Consider the following 22,852-nt stretch of genomic DNA (forward strand, 5'->3'; position numbering starts at 1 on the left):
AAGTGGGGTCAGGTCTTGAATTTTGCACTTGTTGCACAATTCAAGACCTGACCCCATTTAAATCTGGCTATTTGTTTTCGATTTAAAACCCTCTTATTATTAGTGCATTAACCTGTCTGCTAAAAATCCTGACTGGAAATTTAAATAATGACCGCTGATGTCTGTGCCTCTCCCCAATTATTATCGTTTGAACAAGCGCTGGAGCGCATCGATTCTCTGGTCTCAGAGGTTTTACAAACCGAAAAAGTCGCTATTGGGCAGGCGATGGGGCGAGTTTGTGGCAAGCCTGTGTGCTCTCCGGTATATGTGCCGCCAGCAGATAATTCTGCAATGGATGGTTATGCGTTTGTGCATCCGGGCGAGGTAAACCCAGATGAGCTGGCCTTTGAACTGGTTGGCGAAAGCTTTGCCGGACACCCCTTCGCCGGAAACGTGGCGCCAGGGCAATGTGTGCGCATTATGACCGGTGGTTTAGTGCCTCAAGGCTGCGATACGGTATTAATGCAGGAAGATTGTGACTTTGATAACGGCAGAGTCAGGTTAAAGCGTTTGCCTAAACCGGGTAACAGTATTCGCCGTCGAGGTGAGGATATCGACTTCGGCAGTGAGGTTATCAGTAAAGGCCAGGTCATCAGTGCTGTCGGTATCGGCTTATTGTCGTCACTGGGGATCAGTACTGTTGAGGTAAGCCGCCAGGTAAAAGTGGCTATTTTAGCCAGTGGCGATGAACTGAAATCGCCAGGTGAGCCATTAAATAGCGGTGAAATCTATGAAAGCAACCGAATTTCGATTGCCTCCATGTTAACAAGGCTAGGCTGCGAAGTATTAGATTTAGGCATCATCGCCGATGATCCGGATGCTTTGAAGGCGGCATTTGCAAAAGCCAACCGGGAATGTGATGTGGTGATTTCTTCCGGCGGTGTATCCGTCGGAGAAGCCGATTATACCAAGCATGTATTGGCTGAAATTGGCGAGATTGATTTTTATAAAATTGCCATGAAACCGGGTAAACCGTTCGCCTGTGGCAAGTTATCAGACAGTGTTTTCTTTGGCCTGCCTGGAAATCCAGTGTCGGCATTGGTTACCTTTATGCAATTGGCGGTGCCGGGTATCGAAGCGATGCAAGGTAAAGCAAAGCAATCTCGCCCAGGCTTCTGGGCAACTGCCGCATGCGATCTAAGAAAAACCATTGGTCGTCGCGATTTTCAGCGCGGCGTTTATCAATTCAATGAGTCGGGAATGCCAGGCGTAACCTCTACCGGTGCACAGGGCTCAGGTATTTTGACCAGTCTGGCAAAAGCTAATTGTTTTATTGTCCTGGCGGCAGAACAGGGTAGCGTTAAAGCAGGTGACTCGGTTTGGGTTGAGCCTTTCCCGGCCTGGCTGGATTAGAATGGGGTCAGGTCTTGAATTGTGCAACAAGTGCAAAATTCAAGACCTGACCCCTGTAAATATTGAAGGAAACTGGAGCTGATAATGATTATGATTTTTAATAAAGCGCGAATAGGGCAGATGTTATTGTGTCTGCTGGCAATATTGGTGTCGACCCAGGCAAGAAGTGCTGGCGAAGTCTACATTCCCGATAGCCATCAGCAGGGCGAGTTACATCCGAAACTTGCCATGTTTCAGCCGTATTTTGGCGGTTGGCAAGCGAATATGGGTAAAAACCAACAGGGCGAGGAGATGATTGATGTCTCGGTATGGCAACGTGCTTTGAATGGTAATGCGGTGCGCACGTTACATTCCATTAATGACGGCGCTTATGGCGGCGAATCATTGATATTCTGGGATGAGTCGGAGCAAAAAATTAAATTTTATTATTTTACTACCGCAAGCTTCTACACCTCAGGTTGGATGGAAATTACCGGCGATAATCAGTTTACCGCCTTTGAGGACGTCACCGGATCAGAGCAGGGAATTACCCAGGTTAAGTCGACGAGTGAGTTATCGGAAAACGAAATTACTATTTCTACCAGTTATTTGAAAAATGGTGAATGGACCGAACCTCAGGTGCGCAAATATGTACGCAGTGACAGGGCGGTGAAGTTTAAGTAACGAAGTAGGAGCAACTCTTCTGATAGGAGGGAGACTGCGTCGAGGGAGACAACCATCTCGTTGTCAGGTTGTCGGTGACAGGCTGACGCCGGTGGGAACTTGAACAAGAAAGATATCTGTTTTTGGAGGTAAGCTGCGCTGGTGGAGAAAATACTCTCGTTGTCACATTTTGGGTGACAGGCTGACGCCGGTGGGAACTTGAGCAATAGCCTAATGCTTTTAAGACGCAGTCCTCACCGACAGCGTCCTCAGCGAATGAATTTATTCATTCCTCACCGACGCAGTCTCCTTCATAACAAAAACTGGCCGCAAGGCCAGTTTTTCTACCACCCCCTTACTCCTTCCATATCTGGTAGATGATGGGCAATACCTTTATGACAATCGATACAGGTTTTCTCCCCGGATGCCAGGGAGGTGCTGTGTTGTTTGGCGGCGCGAATGCTTTGTGAAGTAAAATCCATGTAGTCAAAGTTGTGGCAGTTGCGACATTCTAGAGAATCATTAGCTTTCAATCGTGCCCATTCGTGCTCAGCCAGCTCTTTACGCTTTTCCAAAAACTTTTCCCGGGTACTGATGGTGCCAAACACCTTGCCCCACACTTCTTTTGATGCCTGCATTTTACGGGCAATTTTATCGGTCCACTCGTGTGGTACATGACAATCGGGACAAGTAGCCCGAACCCCGGATCGATTACTGAAGTGAATGGTTGTCTTTAATTCGTCATATGGATTGTCATTCATTTCGTGGCAGGAAATACAAAACTTTTCCGTGTTGGTAAGCTCGAGTGCGGTATTAAACCCACCCCAGAAAATGATCCCGGCGATAAAACCACCCAGGGTCAGAAAGCCAAGAGAGTAATGTACGCTCGGCTTGGTCAGGGTGTGCCAGACGCGGAGAAAAAATGCTTTCATAATGACTCCTGCTTTACTGGCCTTCTGGCTTCGCTGCCTTTTCGGCCATTATTTTATGCATGTCGACAAACTCGTTATCAACTTTCGGTTGTGTATCTAACTGCGGTACGTGGCACTGATTGCAGAAATAACGACGTGGTGAGATTTCCGCGAGAAAATTGCCATCCCTGTCCATGTAATGAGTGACACTGACCATAGGTGCCTGAGAATCACCAGTGCGATTTCTGGCGTGACATGACATACATTTATTAACGTTTAGGTTAACTTCGTAATTGCGGTCAGTATGAGGGATGACCGGCGGTTGCATTGGATAATTGCGAGCTTGCTTAATGTCATCATTAGTGACTTTCGGAATGTACTGGGGGTTAACATCCTGATCAATCGCGACCTTGTCACGCATGGTGGCGATTTCATCGGCAAATGCAAAGGCCGTCAGCAGCAGGAGGGCGGAACTGAATAACGTTAAAAAGGATTTCATGACTCAACTCCTCACGCTTTTACAACTTTGACGGCACACTTTTTAAAATCCGTTTGCTTGGAAAGCGGATCCGTTGCATCGAGAGTGACCTTGTTTATCAGGCGACTTGCATCAAACCAGGGCACGAAAACCAGCCCTTTGGGTGGCTTATTACGGCCCCGGGTTTCTAGTCGGGTCAACATTTCTCCTCGCCTTGATATCACCTTGACCTGCTCTCCGCGGCGCATATTTCGTTTTTTTGCATCGTCAGGGTGCATATACAGCAGTGCATCCGGGATAGAGCGGTATAATTCCGGCACCCGTTGGGTCATCGAACCGCTGTGCCAGTGCTCAAGAACCCGACCGGTGGATAGCCACATATCGTACTCATCGTCTGGGGATTCAGCAGGTGGCTCATAGGGGAGGGCAAAAATAATCGCACGATCATCCGGTTGACCATAAAACTGCCAGTCCTTACCTTCCTCGACGTAAGGGTCTTCGCCTTCTTTAAATCGACGCAGGGTTTCTTTGCCATCGACTACCGGCCAGCGCAGTCCGCGTTCCTGATGATAAACATCGTATGGCGCCAGATCGTGGCCGTGGCCGCGACCAAACTCAGCGTACTCTTCAAACAGGCCTTTTTGCAGATAAAAACCGAAATGGCGGGCATCATCGTTCAGCTGATCTTCGGCCACTTCCGATAACGGATATCTGTCGACATTGCCGTTTTTAAAGAGCACGTCATATAAGGTTTTACCCTGATACTTACCCTGGGAAATAAGCTCCTTGCTCCACACGTCCTCGACCTTAAAACGCTTACTGAACTCTACCAGTTGCCATAAATCGGAGTGACAGCCTTCTGGTGGCGGCACCTGTTGATACCATGACTGGGTGCGACGTTCCGCATTACCGTAGACCCCTTCTTTTTCGACCCACATCGCGGTTGGTAAAATCAAATCTGCCGCCTGGGCGGTGACCGTTGGATAGACATCTGAGACAACGATAAAATTGTCCGGATTTCGATATCCCGGAAAGCCTTCCTCATTGATGTTAGCAGCTGCCTGCATATTGTTATTGCACTGCACCCAGTAAAAATTGAGCTTGCCGTCTTTAAGCATGCGGTTTTGCAATACCGCATGATAGCCAGGTACCGGGTTAATGGTTCCTTTTGGCAACTTCCATATTTTTTCTGCCATCGCCCGGTGTTCCGGATTTTTCACCACCATATCGGCAGGTAGTCGATGCGCAAAGGTTCCCACTTCGCGGGCAGTGCCACAGGCCGACGGCTGACCGGTTAATGAAAACGGGGAATTACCCGGGGTGGAAATCTTGCCGGTAAGCAGGTGAATGTTATAGACCAGGTTGTTGGCCCAAACGCCGCGGGTGTGCTGGTTAAAGCCCATGGTCCAGAATGATGTGACTTTGGTATCGGGATCGGCGTAGAGTTTTGCCAGCGCAACCAGTTTGTCTTTGGCGACGCCGGATAACTCAGAAACATAGTCTAAGGTGTATTTACTGACAAATTTGGCGTACTGCTCAAAATCAATTTCGACCGAATCGCCGGAGGTTTCATCATTATGTTTGGCCGCCTTTTCAAGCTCGTGTTCGGGGCGTAAACCATAGCCTATGTCGGTAGTGCCCATGCGGAAATTGGTATGCTTGTTGACAAAGTCGCGGTTTACCTTGTCATTTTCAATGATGTAATGGGCAATGTAATTAAGGATGGCGAGATCTGTCTGTGGCGTAAAGATCATGCCATTATCGGCTAAGTCGAAACTGCGGTGAGTGAAGGTGGATAACACCGCAACTTTTACATGTGGGGCGCTCAGGCGTCGATCGGTTACCCGAGTCCAGAGGATCGGGTGCATTTCTGCCATGTTCGAGCCCCATAATACGAAGGCATCAGCCGCTTCGATATCGTCATAGCACCCCATGGGTTCATCAATGCCGAAAGTGCGCATAAAGCCAACGACTGCCGATGCCATGCAATGGCGGGCGTTGGGGTCGATATTGTTACTGCGAAATCCGGCCTTATAGAGTTTTACCGCAGCATAACCCTCATGCACAGTCCATTGTCCGGAACCAAACATGCCAACCGCTTCCGGGCCTTTATCGTTAAGCGCCTGCTTGGCTTTTTCGGCCATGATATCGAAAGCCTGATCCCAGCTAACTTCCGTGAAATCGCCATTTTTATCGTATTGGCCATTGCTCATCCGCAGCAACGGTTTACGCAGGCGATCTTTGCCGTACATGATTTTTGACAGGAAGTAACCTTTGACGCAGTTTAGGCCTTTGTTTACGGGTGATTTTATGTCGCCATGAGTGGCAACGACTTTGCCATCCAGAGTCGCAACATTGACACTGCAGCCTGTGCCACAAAAACGACACGGGGCTTTATCCCATTTTAATTTAGTGATTTCCCTTGAAGTAATTAAATTTGATGCGCTGGCTGGAATACTTAAGCCTGCAGCGGTAGCCGCTGCGGCGATGGCATTCGCTTTGATAAATGCTCGGCGATCTAGTTTCATCAGAATTCTCCACTACTCGCTGGTATATTGATGGTACACGGGAGCCAGAGACAGCACCCCGGCTATATCTTTGAGCAAATCCATTTGTTGAGCGATTTGTTTGTCAGAAGACGCTTCGAGGGTGAATACCAGTTTGCCCTGGTGTGACTGGATATGGACCTCGCCGCCAGGTAACGCGGCTATTTTCTCACAGACCTGGTCAATCGCAGCAGGTACTACCTGAGCGACAAAACTGGCAACATGATACTCGTCAACGGATTGCATCAACTGGGCTCCTGTCGTTGAATCAATTCAGTAGCTCCTGTGGGGCAGACACTGATGCAGGCGCCACAATGCGTGCAATCTGATTGCTCTACCACGGGTTCCGGTATGGCGGTGTTATAGAAAAAGCCGATTGCCTGTGTATCACAACTATCGGCACAGCTTTGACAAAAGATTTGTTGTTTGGCCAGGCAGGTCTCTTTGATGTTGAGGTAGCCTTGCAGTGGTTGTTGCCGGACGTTGTCGAACAGTGGCTCTGGACAAGCCTCCACACAGGCTCCACAAAAGGTACATTCGCCTTTTTTGAAATCAAGGAATGGCAGGCCGTCGGAGTCAATGGCAATGATGCCGGTTTCACAGCTGCTCACACATTGCTCACAGCGACTGCAATGGCTGGAGAAATGATTTTCGCTAATGCTCCAGGGAAGGCGAAATTGTGTCGACTGCTGGTGAGTTTTAGCGCGCAGGAATCTACGTCGTGACAGGTTGAGACTTTCGACCTTTGCCATTAGTGTCCTCCGGGAGGACCGTATATCATTTGGCTGATCCAGACAATAAAGCCATAACTACCGACAATAACCACCGCCAATACTGGCGCCAGAACGACGGTTAAAAACAAGAATGTATTGCGTTCCCTGGACTTCTGTTTACCAGCATCCATGGCAACAGTGTCATTATTGTCTACTGATTCAGGATTGGACATATCGTTCACACAACTATATTTGAACTTCTTACATCGTGCGTCTTCGCAATGGTCGGTAAAAAACTAAACGTTTCATTTACGACGAGTGACTTTATCGAAAGCGCTTGCAAGGCCTATCATTAAAGTTAGCAGACAAGGCGAGAATTGGTAAAAATAAAGCCAGTTTATTGTGCGCTCGCCAATCGCATGGACACTGCATGTTAAGGTGTTAGATAGCAGTCGTTTAGCGCTAATGGTTCTGTTAAACTTAAGCTTTATAATTAACAGGTTAGCTAATAAATTGATGGTCGATGTCCCCTACCAATGGTTGCACTGGTCGCGACAACAACCGCGAAAATTTATCTGTCTGCAAGCAAATCAGACAGGCAGTGAACGTTTAGCGACCGAATTGGCACAGGTGTTATTTGGCTATTTTCAATCGCAAAATGATAGCTTTGCGCAATTATCCTCACAAGCACCTGCACCCGTCCATGCTGTATTCTGGCAAAACAGTCCGCTGCTGGCCGACAAATCCGTAACGTCATTACCCGACGATGTCCTTACCCTCCTCGAACGAAAATTGCTAAGCAAGGATAGGCAAACGCCAACGCTTGCCGGCGGTGAATTAAACGGCGATGAATTCCGAATTCGGGTGATAAACGCTCAACAGTACCGCTCACAGTTGGGACAGGAAAATCGTTTGCTGGTGATTGACGCGCGGCAGGGCTTTAACCCCGATGCCATTGCAGCATTGTCTGGCACCATTATCGGCGGCGGGGTAGTGGTTGTTATCATAGATACACAAATAACGGCTGACTCCATTTCATTAACGCATTTTATCGGTGGCATCGAAAACCGGAGCAACTGTCTTGCCCTGAATCTGACGAGTGCCAACGAAAAATCAGAATGGCTGGCACCGTTAACCAGGATGCTGACCTTTCATGATGTAGCCTCAGATCTGCGATCGCTACCTGATTTATCCGATGGTGCTGTTAATCAGGCTCAACAGGAAGTCGTTGCAGGTATTGTAAAAGTTGCCTCCGGTAAGCGTGATCGCCCCATGGTGCTGACAGCCGATCGAGGACGTGGCAAAACCACGGCGCTGGCACTTGCTAGCAGATATTACCTACAACAGCACTCTACCTCAGCACAATTGATAAAAATCGTGATCACGGCGCCTACACCTCAGGCGGTGGCGACGTACTTTAGGCATTTGCAGGATAGCGAAGGCTGGCAGGTTAATGGACTAGCCGCCCAGTTTGCCGGGCACCAGGTAAAATTCATGCCGCTGGAACAACTTATCGAGGAAAAACAGGATTGCCATTTATTATTGGTCGATGAAGCCGCTGGTATCCCAATACCGCAGCTGTTGTCATTATCGAAGCAATATCATCGCCTGGTTTTTGCATCTACGGTACATGGGTATGAAGGCGCGGGACGCGGCTTCACTCATAAGTTTTTGCCCTATCTGCGAGCGACTTACCCGGGCACCCGACTAGCACAATTGCGTGAACCGGTGCGCTGGTCGGTCAATGATGAGCTCGAACAGCTGTTATTTGAACGCTTTTTTCTCAATGCCTCGCTGGCTGAGTTACCGTCTGTGGCATCGTTGCCTATAACGGCGCAGCAATTGCGTTATCGCTGGGGTCATGGCCGGGATTTATTAGACGATGAGCAACTTTTTTCCCAGGTAATTGCCTTGCTGGTCAGTGCTCACTATCAAACCAAGCCCTCGGATTTAAAATTAATACTTGATGATCCAAACCTTGTTCTTGGCCTGCAGTTTAGTGAGCTTTCGACGGCCGAGCAACAAGCGGAGCGCTCGGATACCACTGGCAATAATCACCTATTGGTGGGTGTTGTTTTACTGTTGTTCGAAGGTGGCCTGGCACCTGAACTGGTGGAGAAAATTAGTCGTGGAGAGCGTCGTATTCCAGGGCATTTCACCCCGCAATCATTGCTTACCCAGGCAAATGCTGACTGGGCGTTTGCTTATACATATGGTCGTATTGTCAGGATTGCGGTGCATCCTGATTTACAGAATCAAGGACTTGGCCAGCAGTTGCTGTCAGCGAGTGAGCAATATGCCATAGAAAGAGACATCAATGGCTTGTCGACCAGTTTTGGGGTTAACTCCACTCTCTTCAACTTCTGGTATCAGGCTGGTTTTCAGATTGCCCGGCTTGGCTTTAGTCGTGATAAAGCCAGTGGCGAGCACTCGGTACTAATGCTCAAGGCGTTAACGCCTGGGTTGCGAAGCCAGGCGAAAAGATTACAACAACAGTGGCGTGAAAACCTTCCCGGTTATTTAAGTGACGAATTTAAAACGTTGCCGGCATCGTTGATGGCGATGATGCTTAGCGCCAGTTCTGATCAACAAAACCTGGGTGTGGCCGGTGAAAGAGACATTGACGCCGATAATCTGCAGCAACTGCAAAGGTTTATCGATGGTAGCCGGCAGTACAGTTACTGTGTACCGGCATTGCATAAATTATTAATGTCGCTGGCAAAAAATGACTATAGTTATGTTAAAAATATTGCCAGCCAGGATGAACCCGAGCGCCATCCACATTCCCTGTTGCTCGCTAAGGTATTGCAAAAGGTAAGTGTGACAGAACTGGTTAAGCGCGGCGGCGTCAGCGGACAAAAAGCATTGCTACAACAGCTCAAAGATGCCACCCGGGCATTATTATCACAACAGACATATTGACAATAAAATGGTTATCCGGTGATTGAAGTTAATAAGTTATCAAAACATTACAGAGACGTAATTGCGGTTGATGACATCAGCTTTACGGTAGTCCAGGGACATTGTTTTGGTTTATTGGGGCCCAATGGTGCCGGTAAGACAACGACCATTGAAATTATGGAAGGGATCCTGACTCCAACTCATGGAACCGTTGAATTTGCCGGCGTTAATGCACAGGAAGTGAGCCAGCATATTGGCATTCAGTTTCAGCATACGGCACTGCAAGACTACCTGAGTGTGAAAGAGACCCTTAACCTGTTTAAATCTTTTTACCAACGTTCTGTTGATATCGAAACTCTGGTGCAATGGTGTGATCTGCAGGATATTATCGACCGCGATAATCGTTTGTTATCCGGCGGTCAACGGCAGCGCTTGCTACTGGCATTGGCGTTGATTAATGACCCGCAAATTGTATTTCTGGATGAACCCACCACAGGACTGGATCCGCAGTCGCGTCGCCATTTCTGGCAACTGATTGAAAACATCAAGGAGCAACACAAAACCGTCATTCTCACCACCCATTACATGGATGAAGCGCAGCAATTGTGTGATCAGATTGTGATTATGGACCACGGAAAAATCATAGAGCAGGGCTCTCCGAAAGCCTTGCTCGAGCGTCACTTTGATCAGGTGTTTCTGACTTTGCCAACGCAGGGACTGGATACCCGCATCCTGTCGGATTTATTTCAACCAGGGCAATGGCAGATTATCAAAGAACGGGTGGAGATTGCCACCGAGCATGTGGAAGATACGGTGAAAAGCCTGATTCAGGCGAACGTGCCATTGACAGGCCTGCACGTAAAGTCGGCAAATCTAGACGATTTATTTTTAAAACTGACCGGCCATAGTTTGCGAGGATAATGATGTTTAGTGGCAAGCGATTTTGGGCGGTAGTGAAAGCACGCAATCTCGAATTTTTTCGCGATAAATCGTCGCTGGGCTGGAACCTGCTGTTCCCAGTATTATTGCTGGCGATTTTTGCCCTGGTGTTTTCAGGTGATGGCCGCAGCGTCTATAAAGTTGGGGTGCTGGACAAAGATCCGCAATCGTTAACCTTTCTTAATACTCGTTATATCGACTTTATTGATTATCAACAAATTGATAAGGCAAAAATTAAATTGCAGCAACATGAAATTGATTTGATTATCGATCAGGGGCGCAGTGAGTATTGGGTGAATGAGGAGTCTCCAAAAGGATACCTGGTGGAAAAGATGTTCCTTAGTGAGCAGCTCGCCTATGTCCGAAAAACTACGCAGGGGCGAGCGATTCGTTACATCGACTGGGTTTTACCGGGCATTCTGGGCATGAATATTATGTTTTCCTGTCTGTTTGGAGTGGGTTATGTGATTGTCAGGTATCGCAAAAATTCGGTACTAAAACGGCTGAAAGCTACGCCTTTGTCGGCGCTGGAATTTGTCTCAGCGCAATTGGCATCAAGGTTATTCATTGTACTGTTTATGGCAACCGTGGTTTATGTGGGTTGTGACCTGGTATTTGACTTCTACATGCTCGGCAGTTACTTCGACTTGTTTATCGTTGCTCTGATTGGTGCCATGAGTCTGATTTCCCTTGGCCTGGTGATCTCGACCCGTAGTAAAAGTGAAGAGTTGGTGGGCGGCCTGTTAAATATGGCGACCTGGCCGATGATGTTGTTGTCTGGGGTCTGGTTTTCTCTGGAAGGTGCACCACAAATTGTGAAAACCATCGCCGCCGTGTTTCCGCTAACGCATTTGGTGTCAGCAGGACGCAAGATCATTACCGAAGGGGCAAGTTTGAGTGATATTCAGTGGGAGTTGTCAGTGCTGGTAGCAATGACGGCAGTATTTTTACTGCTAAGTGCCTGGTTATTTAGCTGGGATGGTGACCGTTAACGGTCACCATCATAGCCTTAATGGCCCGGGATTATTCTGCTTTCGCTAAGCAATGCTCAATCGATACTGACAGCAACTGTTTGGCATTTTGTGGCTCTTGTTCCTGTTGTACATATTCCTGACTGGCGGTAACTTTATCGCCCCATTTTATGTACGCAGCACCCCAGGTTAAACCAGCACCGAATGCAGCACTCATAATATTATCACCGGGTTTCACTTTGCCTTGCTCCAGCGCTTCACACAGGGCAATTGGCACTGTTGCCGCGGAGGTGTTTCCATAATTCTGGATATTGACCATGACCTGATCATCGCGCAATTTTAATTTGCTTTGCAGGGTCTCAATAATTCGTACGTTGGCCTGATGAGGCACCAGTAGATCAACGTCTTCAACACTCAAACCGGCTTGTTGCATAACATTTTCGGTTGCCTGACCCATGCCACGCACGGCGCGCTTGAAAATATCCTGCCCCTGAAATGCGATGTCCAGTGCCGATGGCGGATTGACATAACGATCCATATCGGTACCAAAGTTAGTAATTGACAGAATATCTCGGGCGTTTGAGTCGCACCCCAGTTTTGCATTCAATAACCCACAAGGTTTATCCGTTGCTTCAAGGATCACCGCACCGGCGCCATCGCCAAATAATACCGCCGTATCGCGTTTCGCCCAGTTAATAAACCAGCTCATCCGCTCAGCACCAATTACCAGTGCTTTTTTTGCCGCTCCAAAACGAATTTGCGCGGTAGCATTTTGTAATGCGTAGAGAAAGCCGGTACAGGCCGAGCTTAAATCAAAACAGGCAGCGTTGTTACTGCCCAATAACTGCTGAACCCGTGAAGCAGTATTGGGAACCAGAGTGTCAGGACAGGAAGTCGCAACAATAATTAAGTCCAGCTCACTGGCATCAATGCCGGCGCTGGCCAGGGCGTGTTTTGCCGCCAATGCTGACATTTCTGCGGTATTAATATGTGAAATGCGACGTTCCTTAATGCCCGTGCGGGTGCGAATCCACTCATCTGAGGTTTCGATAAAGGTTGCCAGATCGTCATTGGTTAAGATGGCCGGTGGAGTGTACTTCCCCCAACCCGTAATTTCAGCATATTGCATAAGAACACCTAATATCACCCGCTAAGTCAATTGACTAAACAGGGCAGAAAACTTCGAATAATGGGTTAGTTTAATGACAATTGCCGACAAGTTAAAGGAAATACTTGTAATCCCTGCGCAGCCGAATCCTGTCAAATCAAGGAATCTCGGCCACTATCGCAAGTCGTTGAAGACCGATGAGCGATTATCCCATCAGATACAGGTAGACTGCCAAAAAGTGGCAGCAACTGCCGGCCAACACAAAAACGTGCCAGATGGCGTGATTAAATGGAATTTTTTTAAACGCGTAAAATACGGCTCCCAGGGTATAAGCCGCACCGCCACTGGCCAGTAAAATTAATCCCCCGGTCGCGACATTGGCGATCATCTGTGGCATGGCAATCACCACCAGCCATCCCATCAATAAATAGGTAGCCAGAGAAAGTTTTGGGAATCGCTGGCGAAAAGCCACTTTAAATAAAATACCGGCAATTGCCAGGGTCCAGACCACGGAAAGAATGGCGTAGCCCCAGGCGCCCTCTAGCGAAATCAGCATAAACGGGGTGTAAGTGCCAGCGATTAGTAGATATATGGCACAATGATCGACGAGCTTGAGCACCGATTTAGTCGATTGATGAGTAATGCTGTGATACAGGGTGGATGCCAGAAACAGCGCTATCATCGAACTGCCATATATAATGGCACTGGTTAGCTGGGTAGCGTTGGTTGCCACCATGATCATTAATGTTAAAGCGGCAACGCTGAGTAAAGCACCAATACCATGGGTGATGGAATTAACCAGCTCTTCAATAAGCGAGTAACCGTGACGGAGATTTTCCTGTAGCGAGTGGGTGGTCATAAACGCCCCTGAAATCGATGAAGATAAAATCAGATTATGCGCTGAAGCCAAGGGGATTTCAAATGGGGAAGTGCAGAGGATTGAGGTTTAAAGAAGGGTAACCGGCCTGGTGAAAGTCACTCATTTCCGGAAACCCAACGTTGTGTTTTGGTAGCAGAACTTACCAGTCTTAACTTTCTTCCAGTAAATATTCCAGTGAGTTATCGTAACTGTGTAGTTCTTTTTCGAGAGCGAGTTTTTCCTTAAATTGTTCTATCTCACGCCATTTTCGCTTTTTGCTCGAGTTTGTTTTTGTTTTAGTTTTGCCTTCGACAATTTCCATTAAGCTATCAATTGGATCCATAATAAACTAGCTCCTGCATTACAATTGATTACAATGACACTTTTTTAATATCACAAAAAAAATTTTTATAAAACCATTTTTTCGCCAAAAAAATGCACAAAAAAAGCGGTTAAAAACCGCTTTTTTTGTTGGATTATTAGGCAGGATGCAGGGTCTGTCGATATCTTAGTGAGTCGTAAACTTACATTTTTCACTATAGCGTTTATAACAGTTTGCGTAATTTTTGCTCAAGTTTGATTTGATCAACGGTGAAGCCGCGAATGCCTTCTGCTAATTTTTCCGTCGCCATCGCATCTTCATTCATCATCCAGCGAAATTGTTGCTCGCTTAGTTTGTCTTCAGCGGGTACCGTTGTATTAGCCGGGTAAAGCTTTTGTTCAACGGTGTCACCAGACTGCGCCAGTTCCGCCAGAAGTGCAGGACTTATGGTCAGGCGATCGCACCCGGCCAATTCCAGTATCTCGTCTTTGTTGCGAAAGCTTGCACCCATCACAATGGTGCGATAACCGTGCTGTTTGTAGTAATTGTATATTTGAGTAACCGATACAACGCCAGGATCCTCTGCTGCTGGATAACTTTCCTTGCCGGTGGATTTTTTATACCAGTCGAGAATTCGACCTACAAATGGCGAAATCAGATAAACGCCGGCTTCGGCGCAGGCCTGTGCCTGAGCAAAGCTAAATAATAAGGTCAGGTTACAATTAATCCCCTGTTGTTCAAGTTGCTCTGCGGCACGAATGCCTTCCCAGGTCGAAGCAATTTTGATCAGAATTTTATCTTTACTGACTCCGTGTTGTTCGTACAGGGCAATGAGTTTTTGTGCTTTCGCGACCGTAGCCTCGGTATCAAAAGACAAACGTGAATCGACTTCGGTGGAAATGCGGCCAGGGACAATTTTTAAAATTTCAACGCCGGTTAATACCGAAAACATATCCGCGGCTTCAATAATCTGAGCATCGGCATCATCAGCGTTTTCCTTGCCATAGGCAATCGCTTTTTCCAGTAACACCTGATAGCTCTCTAAGTCAGAAGCTTTAAGCAGTAGTGAAGGGTTGGTCGTTGCATCCTCGGGTTGAAAACGGGCGATCGCATCCACGTCGCCAGTATCGGCTACGACGGTGGTCATTGCTTTTAATTGAGATAACTGATCGGTCATTGTCCTGTCCTTAAAGAGTGTCGCTGCATCCATTGAAACCAATATTGGTGAGCTTTACAAGAGATAATAGAGTAAATAATCGAATATATTATGATTATTATTATTGGGGAAGATTGCCACAATTCAACATTGATGAACCTGGGTCACCGGTCGCAGATAACTTTTCATTGATATCATGTTATAGTCTGACAAAATTTACAGTCGTTAAATCATTGGAAGTTAGATAATGCTTATTGTTGTATCTCCGGCAAAGAACCTGGATTATGAATCGCCGCTTACCACCGAACACTTCAGCCAGCCAGAATTACTCGATGACAGTCAGGAATTAATCGAACGTTGTCGTCAGTTAACCCCGGCAGAATTATCGTCACTTATGTCAATTAGCGATAAACTTGCTGGCCTGAATGCAGCGAGGTTTGGCGAGTGGCACCTGCCATTCACACCGGACAACGCCCGACCTGCCGTATTGGCGTTTAACGGAGATGTATACACAGGATTGGATGCGAAAACATTCAGCGAAGTTGATTTTGAGTTTGCGCAGCAGAATCTGAGAATTCTATCCGGCCTTTACGGGGTGCTGAAACCACTGGATTTAATGCAGGCTTACCGCCTGGAGATGGGCACTAAGTTGGATAATAACCGGGGCGCGAATCTTTACCAGTTCTGGGGTGATATCGTCACTAATAAGCTTAATGAAACATTAGCTCATGAGGACGATTCGGTTCTGATTAATCTCGCATCGAATGAATACTTCAAAGTGGTTAAGAAGAAAAAACTCGATGCAACGGTGATCACCCCAGCATTTAAAGACTGGAAGAATGGTGAGTACAAAATGATTAGCTTTTTCGCCAAAAAAGCCCGCGGTTTAATGGCCAGGTATATCATCCAAAACCAGTTAACCGAGGTGGAACAGCTAAAAGGCTTTGATCTTGACGGCTATCAGTACAATGAGGCTATGTCTACGGATGCAACGCCGGTCTTTACTCGTAAGCAATAAAGTTCACAACCAAACTGCGTTTGCCTCTGTTGTCGGTAGCAGACTGACGTTCAGTCAGAAAACCTGTCGAGTTCAGGTTTTCTGTTTGCCGCCAGTGCGCAAGCTCAAGCCAGTTAATTTACCACTTTCTTATAGATACACCGTCTTTCCACTTTTTTGACCCAGTTCTCATGTCGCCTGTTGGATAATGTACAGGACGTACTAATGCAATTGGCTTCATGGATGAATACTTTCTATCTGCGACGGCTCAATTAAAACAGGCAGCGTAGTAGGTCACATGCTCGTTTGCGTTGCTTAGCACTATCCGGTAATTTAATAAACCGGCCAGCGACCGAGAAGAGCGATTAGCAGTTATATACTCAGTTTGAAACGACTGAAGAGAAGCAATGCTCTGGCAGAGACTAAAAGCCGAAAATATAAAGCACATTTTAAAAAGTAAGGAACACTTTTGAATAAATTCGCGTTAACACTATTAATCTCTCTTAACCTTTCATTAGTGGCCGAGTCGGCTGCAGAAGATACCTTCACTTTCGGCTTAGGGGCAGGAAGTTTATACAGTGGCTTGGGTGCCAATGTTGGGATACAAACTAAAAAAGATATTAAGTACCTTGCTGTTGGTTGCGTCTCTTATTCTTCAATGTATGGAGCAACATGTGGAGTCGGAGCAGGCTGGGTTCATACCGATATATTTAACTTTCAAACGCCAAACCATGGCCTGGGCATATACGTAGGTATCGTAGGTGACCAATACGATTATTTTGATCGCGATGCCGTTTACGGGGCTGGGGTTGGCTATCACTATTTCTTCAGTGGTATAGATAAATCAGGAGTAAATCTGGGATTCACTGCTACTGGAGCCGACTCGAAAGATGGATTTGATTTGGGTGGGATGTTTCAACTTGGCTACCAATTTTAACTTTCAGGTATCAAGTAGTCAGAGGCTGTAACGAGCGAGCAGCAGTCACTCAGCTACTGTCATAAGAATAAACTGTTAGGTGTTACATAAGTCATGAAAAAAATATCAGGTTCAACATTCTATTTTAAAAAGCTATTTCCAACAGTATGGTTTGGCTTTTTATTTATCTTTTTTATTACATCTCTTTCTTCGGGAGCTTCTCAAGAATCATTAATGTTTCTCATAATGCCTATTTTTATGGCTGGTTTTGGTTTTATTTTGTTTAAAAAGCTAGTTTGGGATTTAGCCGATGAGGTAATTGATCTGGGCGATCATTTATTATTTAAAAAAGGCTCTAAAGAACAAAGGGTTTATTTTAAAGATATGATCAACATTAATCACCAAATGAGTTCACCCGAAAAGATCACTATCCATACAAGGGAAACAGGTGCTATTGGTAATGAAGTGTCTTTTAATCCACCAACAAGGTTTAATCCTCTAGCAAAAAATCCAATTTATAAAGAATTAATAGCTAGAATGGATAGTGCCCGTAACACCTAGAAATCATCGTATATTAGCAATTGCTAACGGGCGGCTATTGGCGCATAGCTGCCCCTAGGCTCGGCTAAGATTCCCTGTCGTGGCAGGGAATGACTCAAGGGATTTTGCTTTTTCTTCCACCAGCGAAGCTCTCCTCACTCGGAGGGACGTTTTTAGTCCCGTACTAGGAACAATCTTTGATTGTGTATTCGAAGTGGCGTTTTCCGCCACGTGCTCGGAGTATCGTTCGCGATACGTGCTCTGGGAGTTTTAACTCCCGTTACTGGTACTTTAGAGACACTCGGACTTGGATCAAGATACCGTGTAGTATCACGGTATGACGATGTTGATTTGCTTTTAACTCGGAGCGACGTTGTTTGTCGCGTGCTCGGAGTGGCGTTTTCCGCCACGTGCTAGAAACAATCCCCGATTGTGTGCTCGGAGTGACGTTTTCCGTCACGTGCTAAGGGAGTTGACAGTCTCAACTCCCGCCTTTATTTCTTTTTCGCTGCCTTTTTGGCTTTTTTCGCCTTCTTTATCGCTTTTTGTTTTTTGCTCAGCCCGGCATTTTTTTTCACTTTGGTTTTCGGTTTTTTCTGCGGAACCCGGGCCTCTTTGTGTTGAGGGCGAAGCTCTTCAATGATTCGGCGGCTTAAGCGCTCATCGATATAACGCTCAATTTTGCCTAGTGAAACCATATCATGGGCTTCAACCAGTGAAATAGCGGTACCTTTCTTGCCAGCCCGACCGGTACGGCCAATGCGATGCACATAGATATCTGCCTTACGCGGCATATCAAAATTGATCACATGGGTGATTTCATCAATATCCAGGCCACGGGCGGCAACATCGGTAGCCACCAGGATATTCACCCGGTTATTTTTTACTCGGGCAACAGCGGCATTGCGTTTGTCCTGAGGCATTTCACCTTCCAGCCAGACATTCGCAAGATCATGACTTTGTAATTTACCTGCCAGGAACTGCACCGTTTCGCGCTTATTGGCGAACACGACCGCACGTTTAACGTCCTCTTGCTGCAAGATGTTTAACAACAATTGGATTTTATGCTCTTTACTATCGGCAAGATGGATCCATTGATGTGTCTTGGCCTTTTCTTTACGAGAAGGATGAGACTCGACAAACACTGGCTCGTTAAGGATATCTTTGGAAAAGCGAATAATTCCCGCGCCCGCCAGGGTGGCACTGAATAACAGTGTTTGTTTGCGCCATCTTGCTTCACCGGCAATACGATTAATGTTGTCAGCAAAGCCCATGTCTAGCATACGATCGGCTTCATCGAGGACCAGGATTTCGATTTCCCTGGCATCAAATTGTTCATTGTCGATATATTCGAGCAGACGTCCAGGAGTGGCGATCAGCACATCTGTGGTGCTGGTTAATATTTCCTTATGAGACCCATAATTAACCCCACCAGTGATCAAACCACTTTTAATATTGGTATGTTCGCTAAGTTGCTCTGCGTGTTGATAAATTTGCGTCGCTAGTTCACGGGTCGGAGCGAGTATTAATACCCTTGGAAAGCCAGGTTTGGTGCGAGGATAATCTAACAGATGTTGCAGGCAGGGAAGCAAAAATGCCGCGGTTTTGCCAGTGCCCGTTGGTGCGCTGGCGAGCACGTCTTTACCGGCCATCGCTTCGGGAAGTACCAATTCCTGGATAGAAGTTGGTTTTTTGTAGCCAACGGATTTGGTGGCGGCAACGAGTTTATCGTCAAGATCAAACTGTTCGAACATGCTAGAGAGTACCTTAGAATTCACTTTTTATTCAAAGCCCGGCGAGGACAAAGTATAGGCGCTCGGGGCGGTTAATCCAAACCGCGCCAAGCCTTAATATCCAATTATGGATGGTTATTTATGCTTGCAGATCAATAATTTCCTGCAGGATTTGTTGACACCACTGATCGATTCTGTCGTCGCTCAGGTCGTATTGGCATTCATCGTCCAGGGCGAGTCCAACGAAATACTGTTGATCTTCACTCAGGGCTTTGGAAGCAACAAATTCATATCCCTGATTCGGCCAGTAGCCGATGATGTTGGCATCGCGAAGAATAACCTGGTCATGGAGCATACCGAGCGCATCCTGAAACCATTCGCCATAACCCTGTTGATCGCCCATACCAAATAAGGCGACGATTTTATTGTTTAAATTTAAGGTGGCGATGTCATCCCAGTGTGATTCCCAGTCTTCCTGTAATTCGCCGAAATCCCAGGTAGAAATACCGAAAATAATAATGTCGTAATCTTCACAATTGGCCAGCGGTACGTCTTTGATATTGAATAGTTCAACCAATTCTGGACCGATAGTGGCCTGAATTTTTTCGGCAGCCATCTCGGTATAGCAGGTTGTTGATCCGTAAAATAAGCCAATTTTCATGTTGGTCGCTGGGTTGGGAGAAATTTCGCCGCGAATTTTAACAAGTTCAACGGCCAGACGCCATCGTTAATACCTTTGAATTCATTTAGGTCTATGCTTAAAGCAATATTAATCGGCATTAAAAAACAATGGTGCTAAGACCAGCATCCAAAAGGGTTGTAATTTAGGGGTATAGCCAGTAAGTTAGTTATCCCTAATTCGGATACCGAAAGTTAGTTTAGGAAACGTTATCGTGAATCTTTATAAGTCTACAAAACAGCGCATCGGGCAATTGATGGCCCTGTGTGTCCTTGCTCTGTCCGCACTAAATATGAGTAGCGCTATCGCTGCTGAACCTCTATCTGCCGAGCAGGTCGATACCATAAAATCTAAGCTCACTAAGCTGGGATTAAACGCCGAGTCGGTGCAGCCTTCAGAAATGCAGGGATTGGTTGAAATCTTTACTGATCAGGGTTTGTTTTACACCAGCGTTGACGGTAGTTATCTGATTCAAGGCACAGTCTATGACCTTTCCGGTGAACAAATTTCCAGCCTTACTGAGAAATCCTTGGCTAAAGTCCGTGTTGACGGTATGCATGAGTTCGAGAATTCGATGATTGTATTTCCCGCAGATAAAGAGCAGTATCAGATTACGGTTTTTACCGACTTAACTTGTGGTTATTGCCGTAAATTACACCGTCAGATTGAAGAATATAACGATCTTGGCATTACCGTACGCTATCTGGCGTTTCCTCGCGGAGGTTTAGGTAGCCAGTCTTTTGTAGATATCCGCTCAGTGTGGTGTAGTGACGATCAACAAAAAGCGATGACTGAAGCTAAAGGTGGTGCCGAAGTACCGCAAAAAATGTGTGCGCAACCGGTTGCTGAACAATACCAGTTCGGACGCAAAATCGGTGTTAATGGGACCCCGGCTATCATGTTAGAAGATGGTCTGATGCTTCCGGGCTATAAGTCACCGGAACAGTTACAACAAATTCTTAAGAGTGTCGCTGCGACCAACGCTGGTTAATCTAATCAAGTTTAGGTCGTCGCAGACCTTTATCGGAGCGTCCGATAATACCAATCACATTAAATTATTGCTCACTTAGTGTGATTGGTATAGCTAACGGTACGTTCCGTGTTATTCTGCTTCAATCAATTGCAGAAAAACCCTCTGAAACCGCATGTCAAAAACTATTCGTCGACGTTCTCCAAGTGATTGTGAAGCGTTGAATATGCCGTTAGACCCGCTATTAAAGCTGCTTTATGCCAACCGTGGCATTCGTGCTCCAGGTGAATTGGATACCGAATTAAAAGCGTTACATTCGCCAGCATTAATGAAAGATTTGCGCAAAGCTGCAGACATTCTGTTTGCGGCAATTGGCCAGGGCAAAAGGATTATTGTCGTTGGTGATTTCGATGCTGATGGAGCAACCAGTACGGCCTTGATGATGCAGGGCTTAGCTTTGTTGGGTAGTGATAATCACGATTTTCTGGTACCGAACCGCTTTGAGTATGGTTATGGTTTGACGCCAGAAATTGCCGACCTTGCTATTGCCAAAGGCGCTGAATTATTGATCACGGTCGATAATGGTATCAGCTGTATCGCAGGTGTTGCCAGAGCCAAAGCCAGTGGCGCCAGCGTGATTGTTACCGATCACCACTTACCTGCTGAACAATTGCCGGACGCGGATGCTATTGTCAATCCCAACCAGGTGGACTGTCAATTTCCGAGTAAAGCCATAGCTGGCGTCGGTGTGGCGTTTTATCTGTTGTTGGCGTTGCGTCAGGTTATGCGCGAGCAGCATTGGTTCCAGCAACGAGGCCTGGCGGAGGCGAACCTGGCTCAGTTACTGGATCTGGTAGCCCTTGGAACGGTCGCTGATGTGGTCAGTCTCGATCAAAATAACCGCGTTTTGGTGGCGCAGGGAATCAAGCGAATCCGCAGCGGTTATACTCGTCCGGGTATCACCGCATTACTGGAAATTGCCAAGAAAAACCCACAGCGCTTGCGAGCCAGTGATTTTGGTTTTGCCCTGGGGCCCCGTTTAAATGCCGCTGGCCGTCTCGATGATATGGCCCTGGGAATTCAATGCCTGCTGGCACCGGAGCTTAATCAGGCGCGGGTGATTGCAATGCAATTGGATCATCTCAATAAAGCCCGGCGAGAAATTGAACAGGGCATGCAACAGGAAGCGGAACAGGTACTACAAAAGCTGGATTTTAATCAACAGTCACTACCTAACGGTATCGCCCTGTATCAACAAGACTGGCACCAGGGCGTAATTGGTATTGTCGCTGGCAGGATAAAAGAAAAGTATCATCGCCCGACTGTGGTGTTCGCTGCCGGCAGTGAAGGCGAGTTAAAAGGTTCGGCGCGTTCCATTCCTGGTCTGCATATACGTGACTTGCTTGAACATCTTGACTCGCAGAACCCGGGCTTGATTATAAAGTTTGGTGGCCACGCTATGGCGGCGGGTCTGTCACTTGCGGAAAGTCAGTTTGCCCGCTTTCAACAACTCTTCGAGCAACTTGCCGGGCAATGGCTGACGCGGGAGATGCTAGAGAACAGTGTGTTAAGTGACGGACCATTAACCTTGTCGCAAATGACTGAACAACAGTGTGAGTTGATTGAAAATGGTGGCCCCTGGGGGCAGAATTTCCCGGAACCTGTATTTGATAATCAGTTTGAACTCGTGCAGCAACGACTTCTTGGCGAAAAACACCTGAAAATGGTGGTTCGCTTTGAGCAGCAAGTGTTTGATGCAATTGCATTTAACGTCGATACCAGTATCTGGCCAAACGAGCAGGTTGATAATGTACACCTTGCCTACAAACTTGATATTAATGAGTTTCGCGGACAACGTAATCTGCAGCTGATGGTTGAACATTTGGAGCCGCTTTAAGCTGCACCCACGTGCGGATAAATATTTCGACGTTTTTTCCTCGAATAACCTGCGTTTGCGCTATATTCCACCATTGGGATGCGCTACAATGCCGGGCTATTTTGCTTTTTAATACCAATCACATTAAATTATTGCTAACTCTGAGTTGTGCACAAACTTAATGTGATTGGTATAAGTGAACA

The 22,852-nt window shown here is 46.7% G+C and carries 22 protein-coding genes; 10 read left to right on the forward strand and 12 right to left on the reverse strand.

All coding sequences use genetic code 11. From position 1 onward, the window contains the following. The first annotated feature begins 147 nt into the window (after window positions 1–147). Both moeA and E8M12_RS01000 read left to right on the forward strand, forming a co-directional pair. Window positions 148–1,392, forward strand: coding sequence for a molybdopterin molybdotransferase MoeA (moeA, locus tag E8M12_RS00995; protein WP_136734208.1), 1,245 nt, complete (start codon window positions 148–150; stop codon window positions 1,390–1,392). Window positions 1,393–1,476: 84 nt separating this feature from the next. Then, entirely contained in the window at window positions 1,477–2,055 is a 579-nt protein-coding gene (locus E8M12_RS01000; protein ID WP_246033973.1) for a hypothetical protein, read from the forward strand. A 323-nt stretch (window positions 2,056–2,378) separates the two neighbouring features. Here E8M12_RS01000 and E8M12_RS01005 read toward each other — a convergent pair whose 3' ends face one another. The 6 genes from E8M12_RS01005 to napE are packed head-to-tail and all read right to left on the reverse strand — an operon-like array spanning window position 2,379 to window position 6,915. After that, window positions 2,379–2,966 carry a cytochrome c3 family protein gene (locus E8M12_RS01005; protein WP_136734209.1) on the reverse strand — a complete coding sequence of 196 codons (588 nt, stop codon included), beginning with the start codon at window positions 2,964–2,966 and terminating at the stop codon, window positions 2,379–2,381. 13 nt (window positions 2,967–2,979) lie between these two features. Continuing rightward, the gene (locus tag E8M12_RS01010) at window positions 2,980–3,444 is read right to left on the reverse strand and encodes a nitrate reductase cytochrome c-type subunit (protein ID WP_136734210.1); all 465 of its coding nucleotides are present in this window, start codon (window positions 3,442–3,444) and stop codon (window positions 2,980–2,982) included. An 11-nt stretch (window positions 3,445–3,455) separates the two neighbouring features. After that, entirely contained in the window at window positions 3,456–5,951 is a 2,496-nt protein-coding gene (gene napA / locus E8M12_RS01015) for a nitrate reductase catalytic subunit NapA (RefSeq protein WP_136734211.1), read from the reverse strand. Window positions 5,952–5,963: 12 nt separating this feature from the next. Then, the gene (locus E8M12_RS01020; protein ID WP_136734212.1) at window positions 5,964–6,215 is read right to left on the reverse strand and encodes a chaperone NapD; all 252 of its coding nucleotides are present in this window, start codon (window positions 6,213–6,215) and stop codon (window positions 5,964–5,966) included. Continuing rightward, complete coding sequence (napF, locus tag E8M12_RS01025; RefSeq protein WP_136734213.1) at window positions 6,215–6,721, reverse strand: ferredoxin-type protein NapF; 507 nt, start codon at window positions 6,719–6,721, stop codon at window positions 6,215–6,217. Before napF ends, E8M12_RS01020 begins: the two co-directional genes overlap by 1 nt. Next, a complete protein-coding gene (napE, locus tag E8M12_RS01030; protein WP_136734214.1) occupies window positions 6,721–6,915 on the reverse strand; it encodes a periplasmic nitrate reductase, NapE protein in 195 nt (64 codons plus the stop codon). Before napE ends, napF begins: the two co-directional genes overlap by 1 nt. Window positions 6,916–7,198: 283 nt before the next feature. On the opposite strand from napE, the gene E8M12_RS01035 reads away from it, so the two are divergent. The 3 genes from E8M12_RS01035 to E8M12_RS01045 are packed head-to-tail and all read left to right on the forward strand — an operon-like array spanning window position 7,199 to window position 11,514. Further along, complete coding sequence (locus E8M12_RS01035; protein WP_169302998.1) at window positions 7,199–9,604, forward strand: GNAT family N-acetyltransferase; 2,406 nt, start codon at window positions 7,199–7,201, stop codon at window positions 9,602–9,604. An 18-nt stretch (window positions 9,605–9,622) separates the two neighbouring features. After that, complete coding sequence (locus tag E8M12_RS01040) at window positions 9,623–10,504, forward strand: ABC transporter ATP-binding protein (protein WP_136734216.1); 882 nt, start codon at window positions 9,623–9,625, stop codon at window positions 10,502–10,504. Continuing rightward, window positions 10,504–11,514, forward strand: a complete 1,011-nt coding sequence (locus E8M12_RS01045; RefSeq protein ID WP_246033974.1) for an ABC transporter permease — start codon at window positions 10,504–10,506, stop codon at window positions 11,512–11,514. The genes E8M12_RS01040 and E8M12_RS01045 overlap by 1 nt, the downstream gene beginning before the upstream one ends. A 31-nt stretch (window positions 11,515–11,545) precedes the next feature. Here the strand turns inward: E8M12_RS01045 and E8M12_RS01050 are convergent, their stop codons facing one another. From E8M12_RS01050 to tal, 4 genes are all read right to left on the reverse strand, one after another. Then, window positions 11,546–12,622 carry a ketoacyl-ACP synthase III gene (locus tag E8M12_RS01050; RefSeq protein ID WP_136734217.1) on the reverse strand — a complete coding sequence of 359 codons (1,077 nt, stop codon included), beginning with the start codon at window positions 12,620–12,622 and terminating at the stop codon, window positions 11,546–11,548. A gap of 184 nt (window positions 12,623–12,806) precedes the next feature. Continuing rightward, the gene (gene trhA / locus E8M12_RS01055; protein WP_136734218.1) at window positions 12,807–13,460 is read right to left on the reverse strand and encodes a PAQR family membrane homeostasis protein TrhA; all 654 of its coding nucleotides are present in this window, start codon (window positions 13,458–13,460) and stop codon (window positions 12,807–12,809) included. Window positions 13,461–13,629: 169 nt separating this feature from the next. After that, window positions 13,630–13,803, reverse strand: coding sequence for a DUF3545 family protein (locus E8M12_RS01060; RefSeq protein ID WP_136734219.1), 174 nt, complete (start codon window positions 13,801–13,803; stop codon window positions 13,630–13,632). Window positions 13,804–14,005: 202 nt separating this feature from the next. Then, window positions 14,006–14,959, reverse strand: coding sequence for a transaldolase (gene tal, locus E8M12_RS01065; RefSeq protein ID WP_136734220.1), 954 nt, complete (start codon window positions 14,957–14,959; stop codon window positions 14,006–14,008). Between the two features lie 226 nt (window positions 14,960–15,185). On the opposite strand from tal, the gene yaaA reads away from it, so the two are divergent. From yaaA to E8M12_RS01080, 3 genes are all read left to right on the forward strand, one after another. After that, on the forward strand, window positions 15,186–15,956 hold the full coding sequence (gene yaaA, locus E8M12_RS01070; RefSeq protein WP_136734221.1) for a peroxide stress protein YaaA: 771 nt from the start codon (window positions 15,186–15,188) through the stop codon (window positions 15,954–15,956). A gap of 448 nt (window positions 15,957–16,404) precedes the next feature. Then, the gene (locus E8M12_RS01075) at window positions 16,405–16,872 is read left to right on the forward strand and encodes a hypothetical protein (protein WP_136734222.1); all 468 of its coding nucleotides are present in this window, start codon (window positions 16,405–16,407) and stop codon (window positions 16,870–16,872) included. A gap of 93 nt (window positions 16,873–16,965) precedes the next feature. Further along, on the forward strand, window positions 16,966–17,412 hold the full coding sequence (locus E8M12_RS01080) for a hypothetical protein (RefSeq protein WP_136734223.1): 447 nt from the start codon (window positions 16,966–16,968) through the stop codon (window positions 17,410–17,412). A 473-nt stretch (window positions 17,413–17,885) separates the two neighbouring features. Here the strand turns inward: E8M12_RS01080 and srmB are convergent, their stop codons facing one another. After that, window positions 17,886–19,145 (reverse strand): ATP-dependent RNA helicase SrmB, encoded by a 1,260-nt coding sequence (srmB, locus tag E8M12_RS01085; RefSeq protein WP_136734224.1) that lies wholly within the window; start codon window positions 19,143–19,145, stop codon window positions 17,886–17,888. A gap of 118 nt (window positions 19,146–19,263) precedes the next feature. Further along, window positions 19,264–19,785: a flavodoxin FldB gene (fldB, locus tag E8M12_RS01090; RefSeq protein WP_136734225.1), complete on the reverse strand. Its 522-nt coding sequence runs from the start codon at window positions 19,783–19,785 to the stop codon at window positions 19,264–19,266. A gap of 232 nt (window positions 19,786–20,017) precedes the next feature. On the opposite strand from fldB, the gene dsbC reads away from it, so the two are divergent. Further along, window positions 20,018–20,794, forward strand: a complete 777-nt coding sequence (gene dsbC, locus E8M12_RS01095; RefSeq protein WP_246033975.1) for a bifunctional protein-disulfide isomerase/oxidoreductase DsbC — start codon at window positions 20,018–20,020, stop codon at window positions 20,792–20,794. A 154-nt stretch (window positions 20,795–20,948) separates the two neighbouring features. Continuing rightward, complete coding sequence (gene recJ, locus E8M12_RS01100) at window positions 20,949–22,670, forward strand: single-stranded-DNA-specific exonuclease RecJ (RefSeq protein WP_136734226.1); 1,722 nt, start codon at window positions 20,949–20,951, stop codon at window positions 22,668–22,670. Window positions 22,671–22,852: the final 182 nt, after the last annotated feature.

The organism is Thalassotalea mangrovi (genome assembly GCF_005116735.1).
Lineage (GTDB): Bacteria > Pseudomonadota > Gammaproteobacteria > Enterobacterales > Alteromonadaceae > Thalassotalea_A > Thalassotalea_A mangrovi.

Excerpts from the sequence above, each read along its gene's own strand:
- moeA (WP_136734208.1), top strand. The coding sequence starts at position 148 with ATGACCGCTGATGTCTGTGCCTCTCCCCAATTATTATCGTTTGAACAA.
- E8M12_RS01010 (WP_136734210.1), bottom strand. The coding sequence starts at position 3,444 with ATGAAATCCTTTTTAACGTTATTCAGTTCCGCCCTCCTGCTGCTGACG.
- fldB (WP_136734225.1), bottom strand. The coding sequence starts at position 19,785 with ATGAAAATTGGCTTATTTTACGGATCAACAACCTGCTATACCGAGATG.
- E8M12_RS01050 (WP_136734217.1), bottom strand. The coding sequence starts at position 12,622 with ATGCAATATGCTGAAATTACGGGTTGGGGGAAGTACACTCCACCGGCC.
- trhA (WP_136734218.1), bottom strand. The coding sequence starts at position 13,460 with ATGACCACCCACTCGCTACAGGAAAATCTCCGTCACGGTTACTCGCTT.
- srmB (WP_136734224.1), bottom strand. The coding sequence starts at position 19,145 with ATGTTCGAACAGTTTGATCTTGACGATAAACTCGTTGCCGCCACCAAA.
- yaaA (WP_136734221.1), top strand. The coding sequence starts at position 15,186 with ATGCTTATTGTTGTATCTCCGGCAAAGAACCTGGATTATGAATCGCCG.
- recJ (WP_136734226.1), top strand. The coding sequence starts at position 20,949 with ATGTCAAAAACTATTCGTCGACGTTCTCCAAGTGATTGTGAAGCGTTG.
- napF (WP_136734213.1), bottom strand. The coding sequence starts at position 6,721 with ATGGCAAAGGTCGAAAGTCTCAACCTGTCACGACGTAGATTCCTGCGC.
- E8M12_RS01020 (WP_136734212.1), bottom strand. The coding sequence starts at position 6,215 with ATGCAATCCGTTGACGAGTATCATGTTGCCAGTTTTGTCGCTCAGGTA.
- E8M12_RS01000 (WP_246033973.1), top strand. The coding sequence starts at position 1,477 with ATGATTATGATTTTTAATAAAGCGCGAATAGGGCAGATGTTATTGTGT.
- napE (WP_136734214.1), bottom strand. The coding sequence starts at position 6,915 with ATGTCCAATCCTGAATCAGTAGACAATAATGACACTGTTGCCATGGAT.
- E8M12_RS01035 (WP_169302998.1), top strand. The coding sequence starts at position 7,199 with ATGGTCGATGTCCCCTACCAATGGTTGCACTGGTCGCGACAACAACCG.
- E8M12_RS01060 (WP_136734219.1), bottom strand. The coding sequence starts at position 13,803 with ATGGATCCAATTGATAGCTTAATGGAAATTGTCGAAGGCAAAACTAAA.
- tal (WP_136734220.1), bottom strand. The coding sequence starts at position 14,959 with ATGACCGATCAGTTATCTCAATTAAAAGCAATGACCACCGTCGTAGCC.
- napA (WP_136734211.1), bottom strand. The coding sequence starts at position 5,951 with ATGAAACTAGATCGCCGAGCATTTATCAAAGCGAATGCCATCGCCGCA.
- E8M12_RS01045 (WP_246033974.1), top strand. The coding sequence starts at position 10,504 with ATGATGTTTAGTGGCAAGCGATTTTGGGCGGTAGTGAAAGCACGCAAT.
- E8M12_RS01080 (WP_136734223.1), top strand. The coding sequence starts at position 16,966 with ATGAAAAAAATATCAGGTTCAACATTCTATTTTAAAAAGCTATTTCCA.
- E8M12_RS01005 (WP_136734209.1), bottom strand. The coding sequence starts at position 2,966 with ATGAAAGCATTTTTTCTCCGCGTCTGGCACACCCTGACCAAGCCGAGC.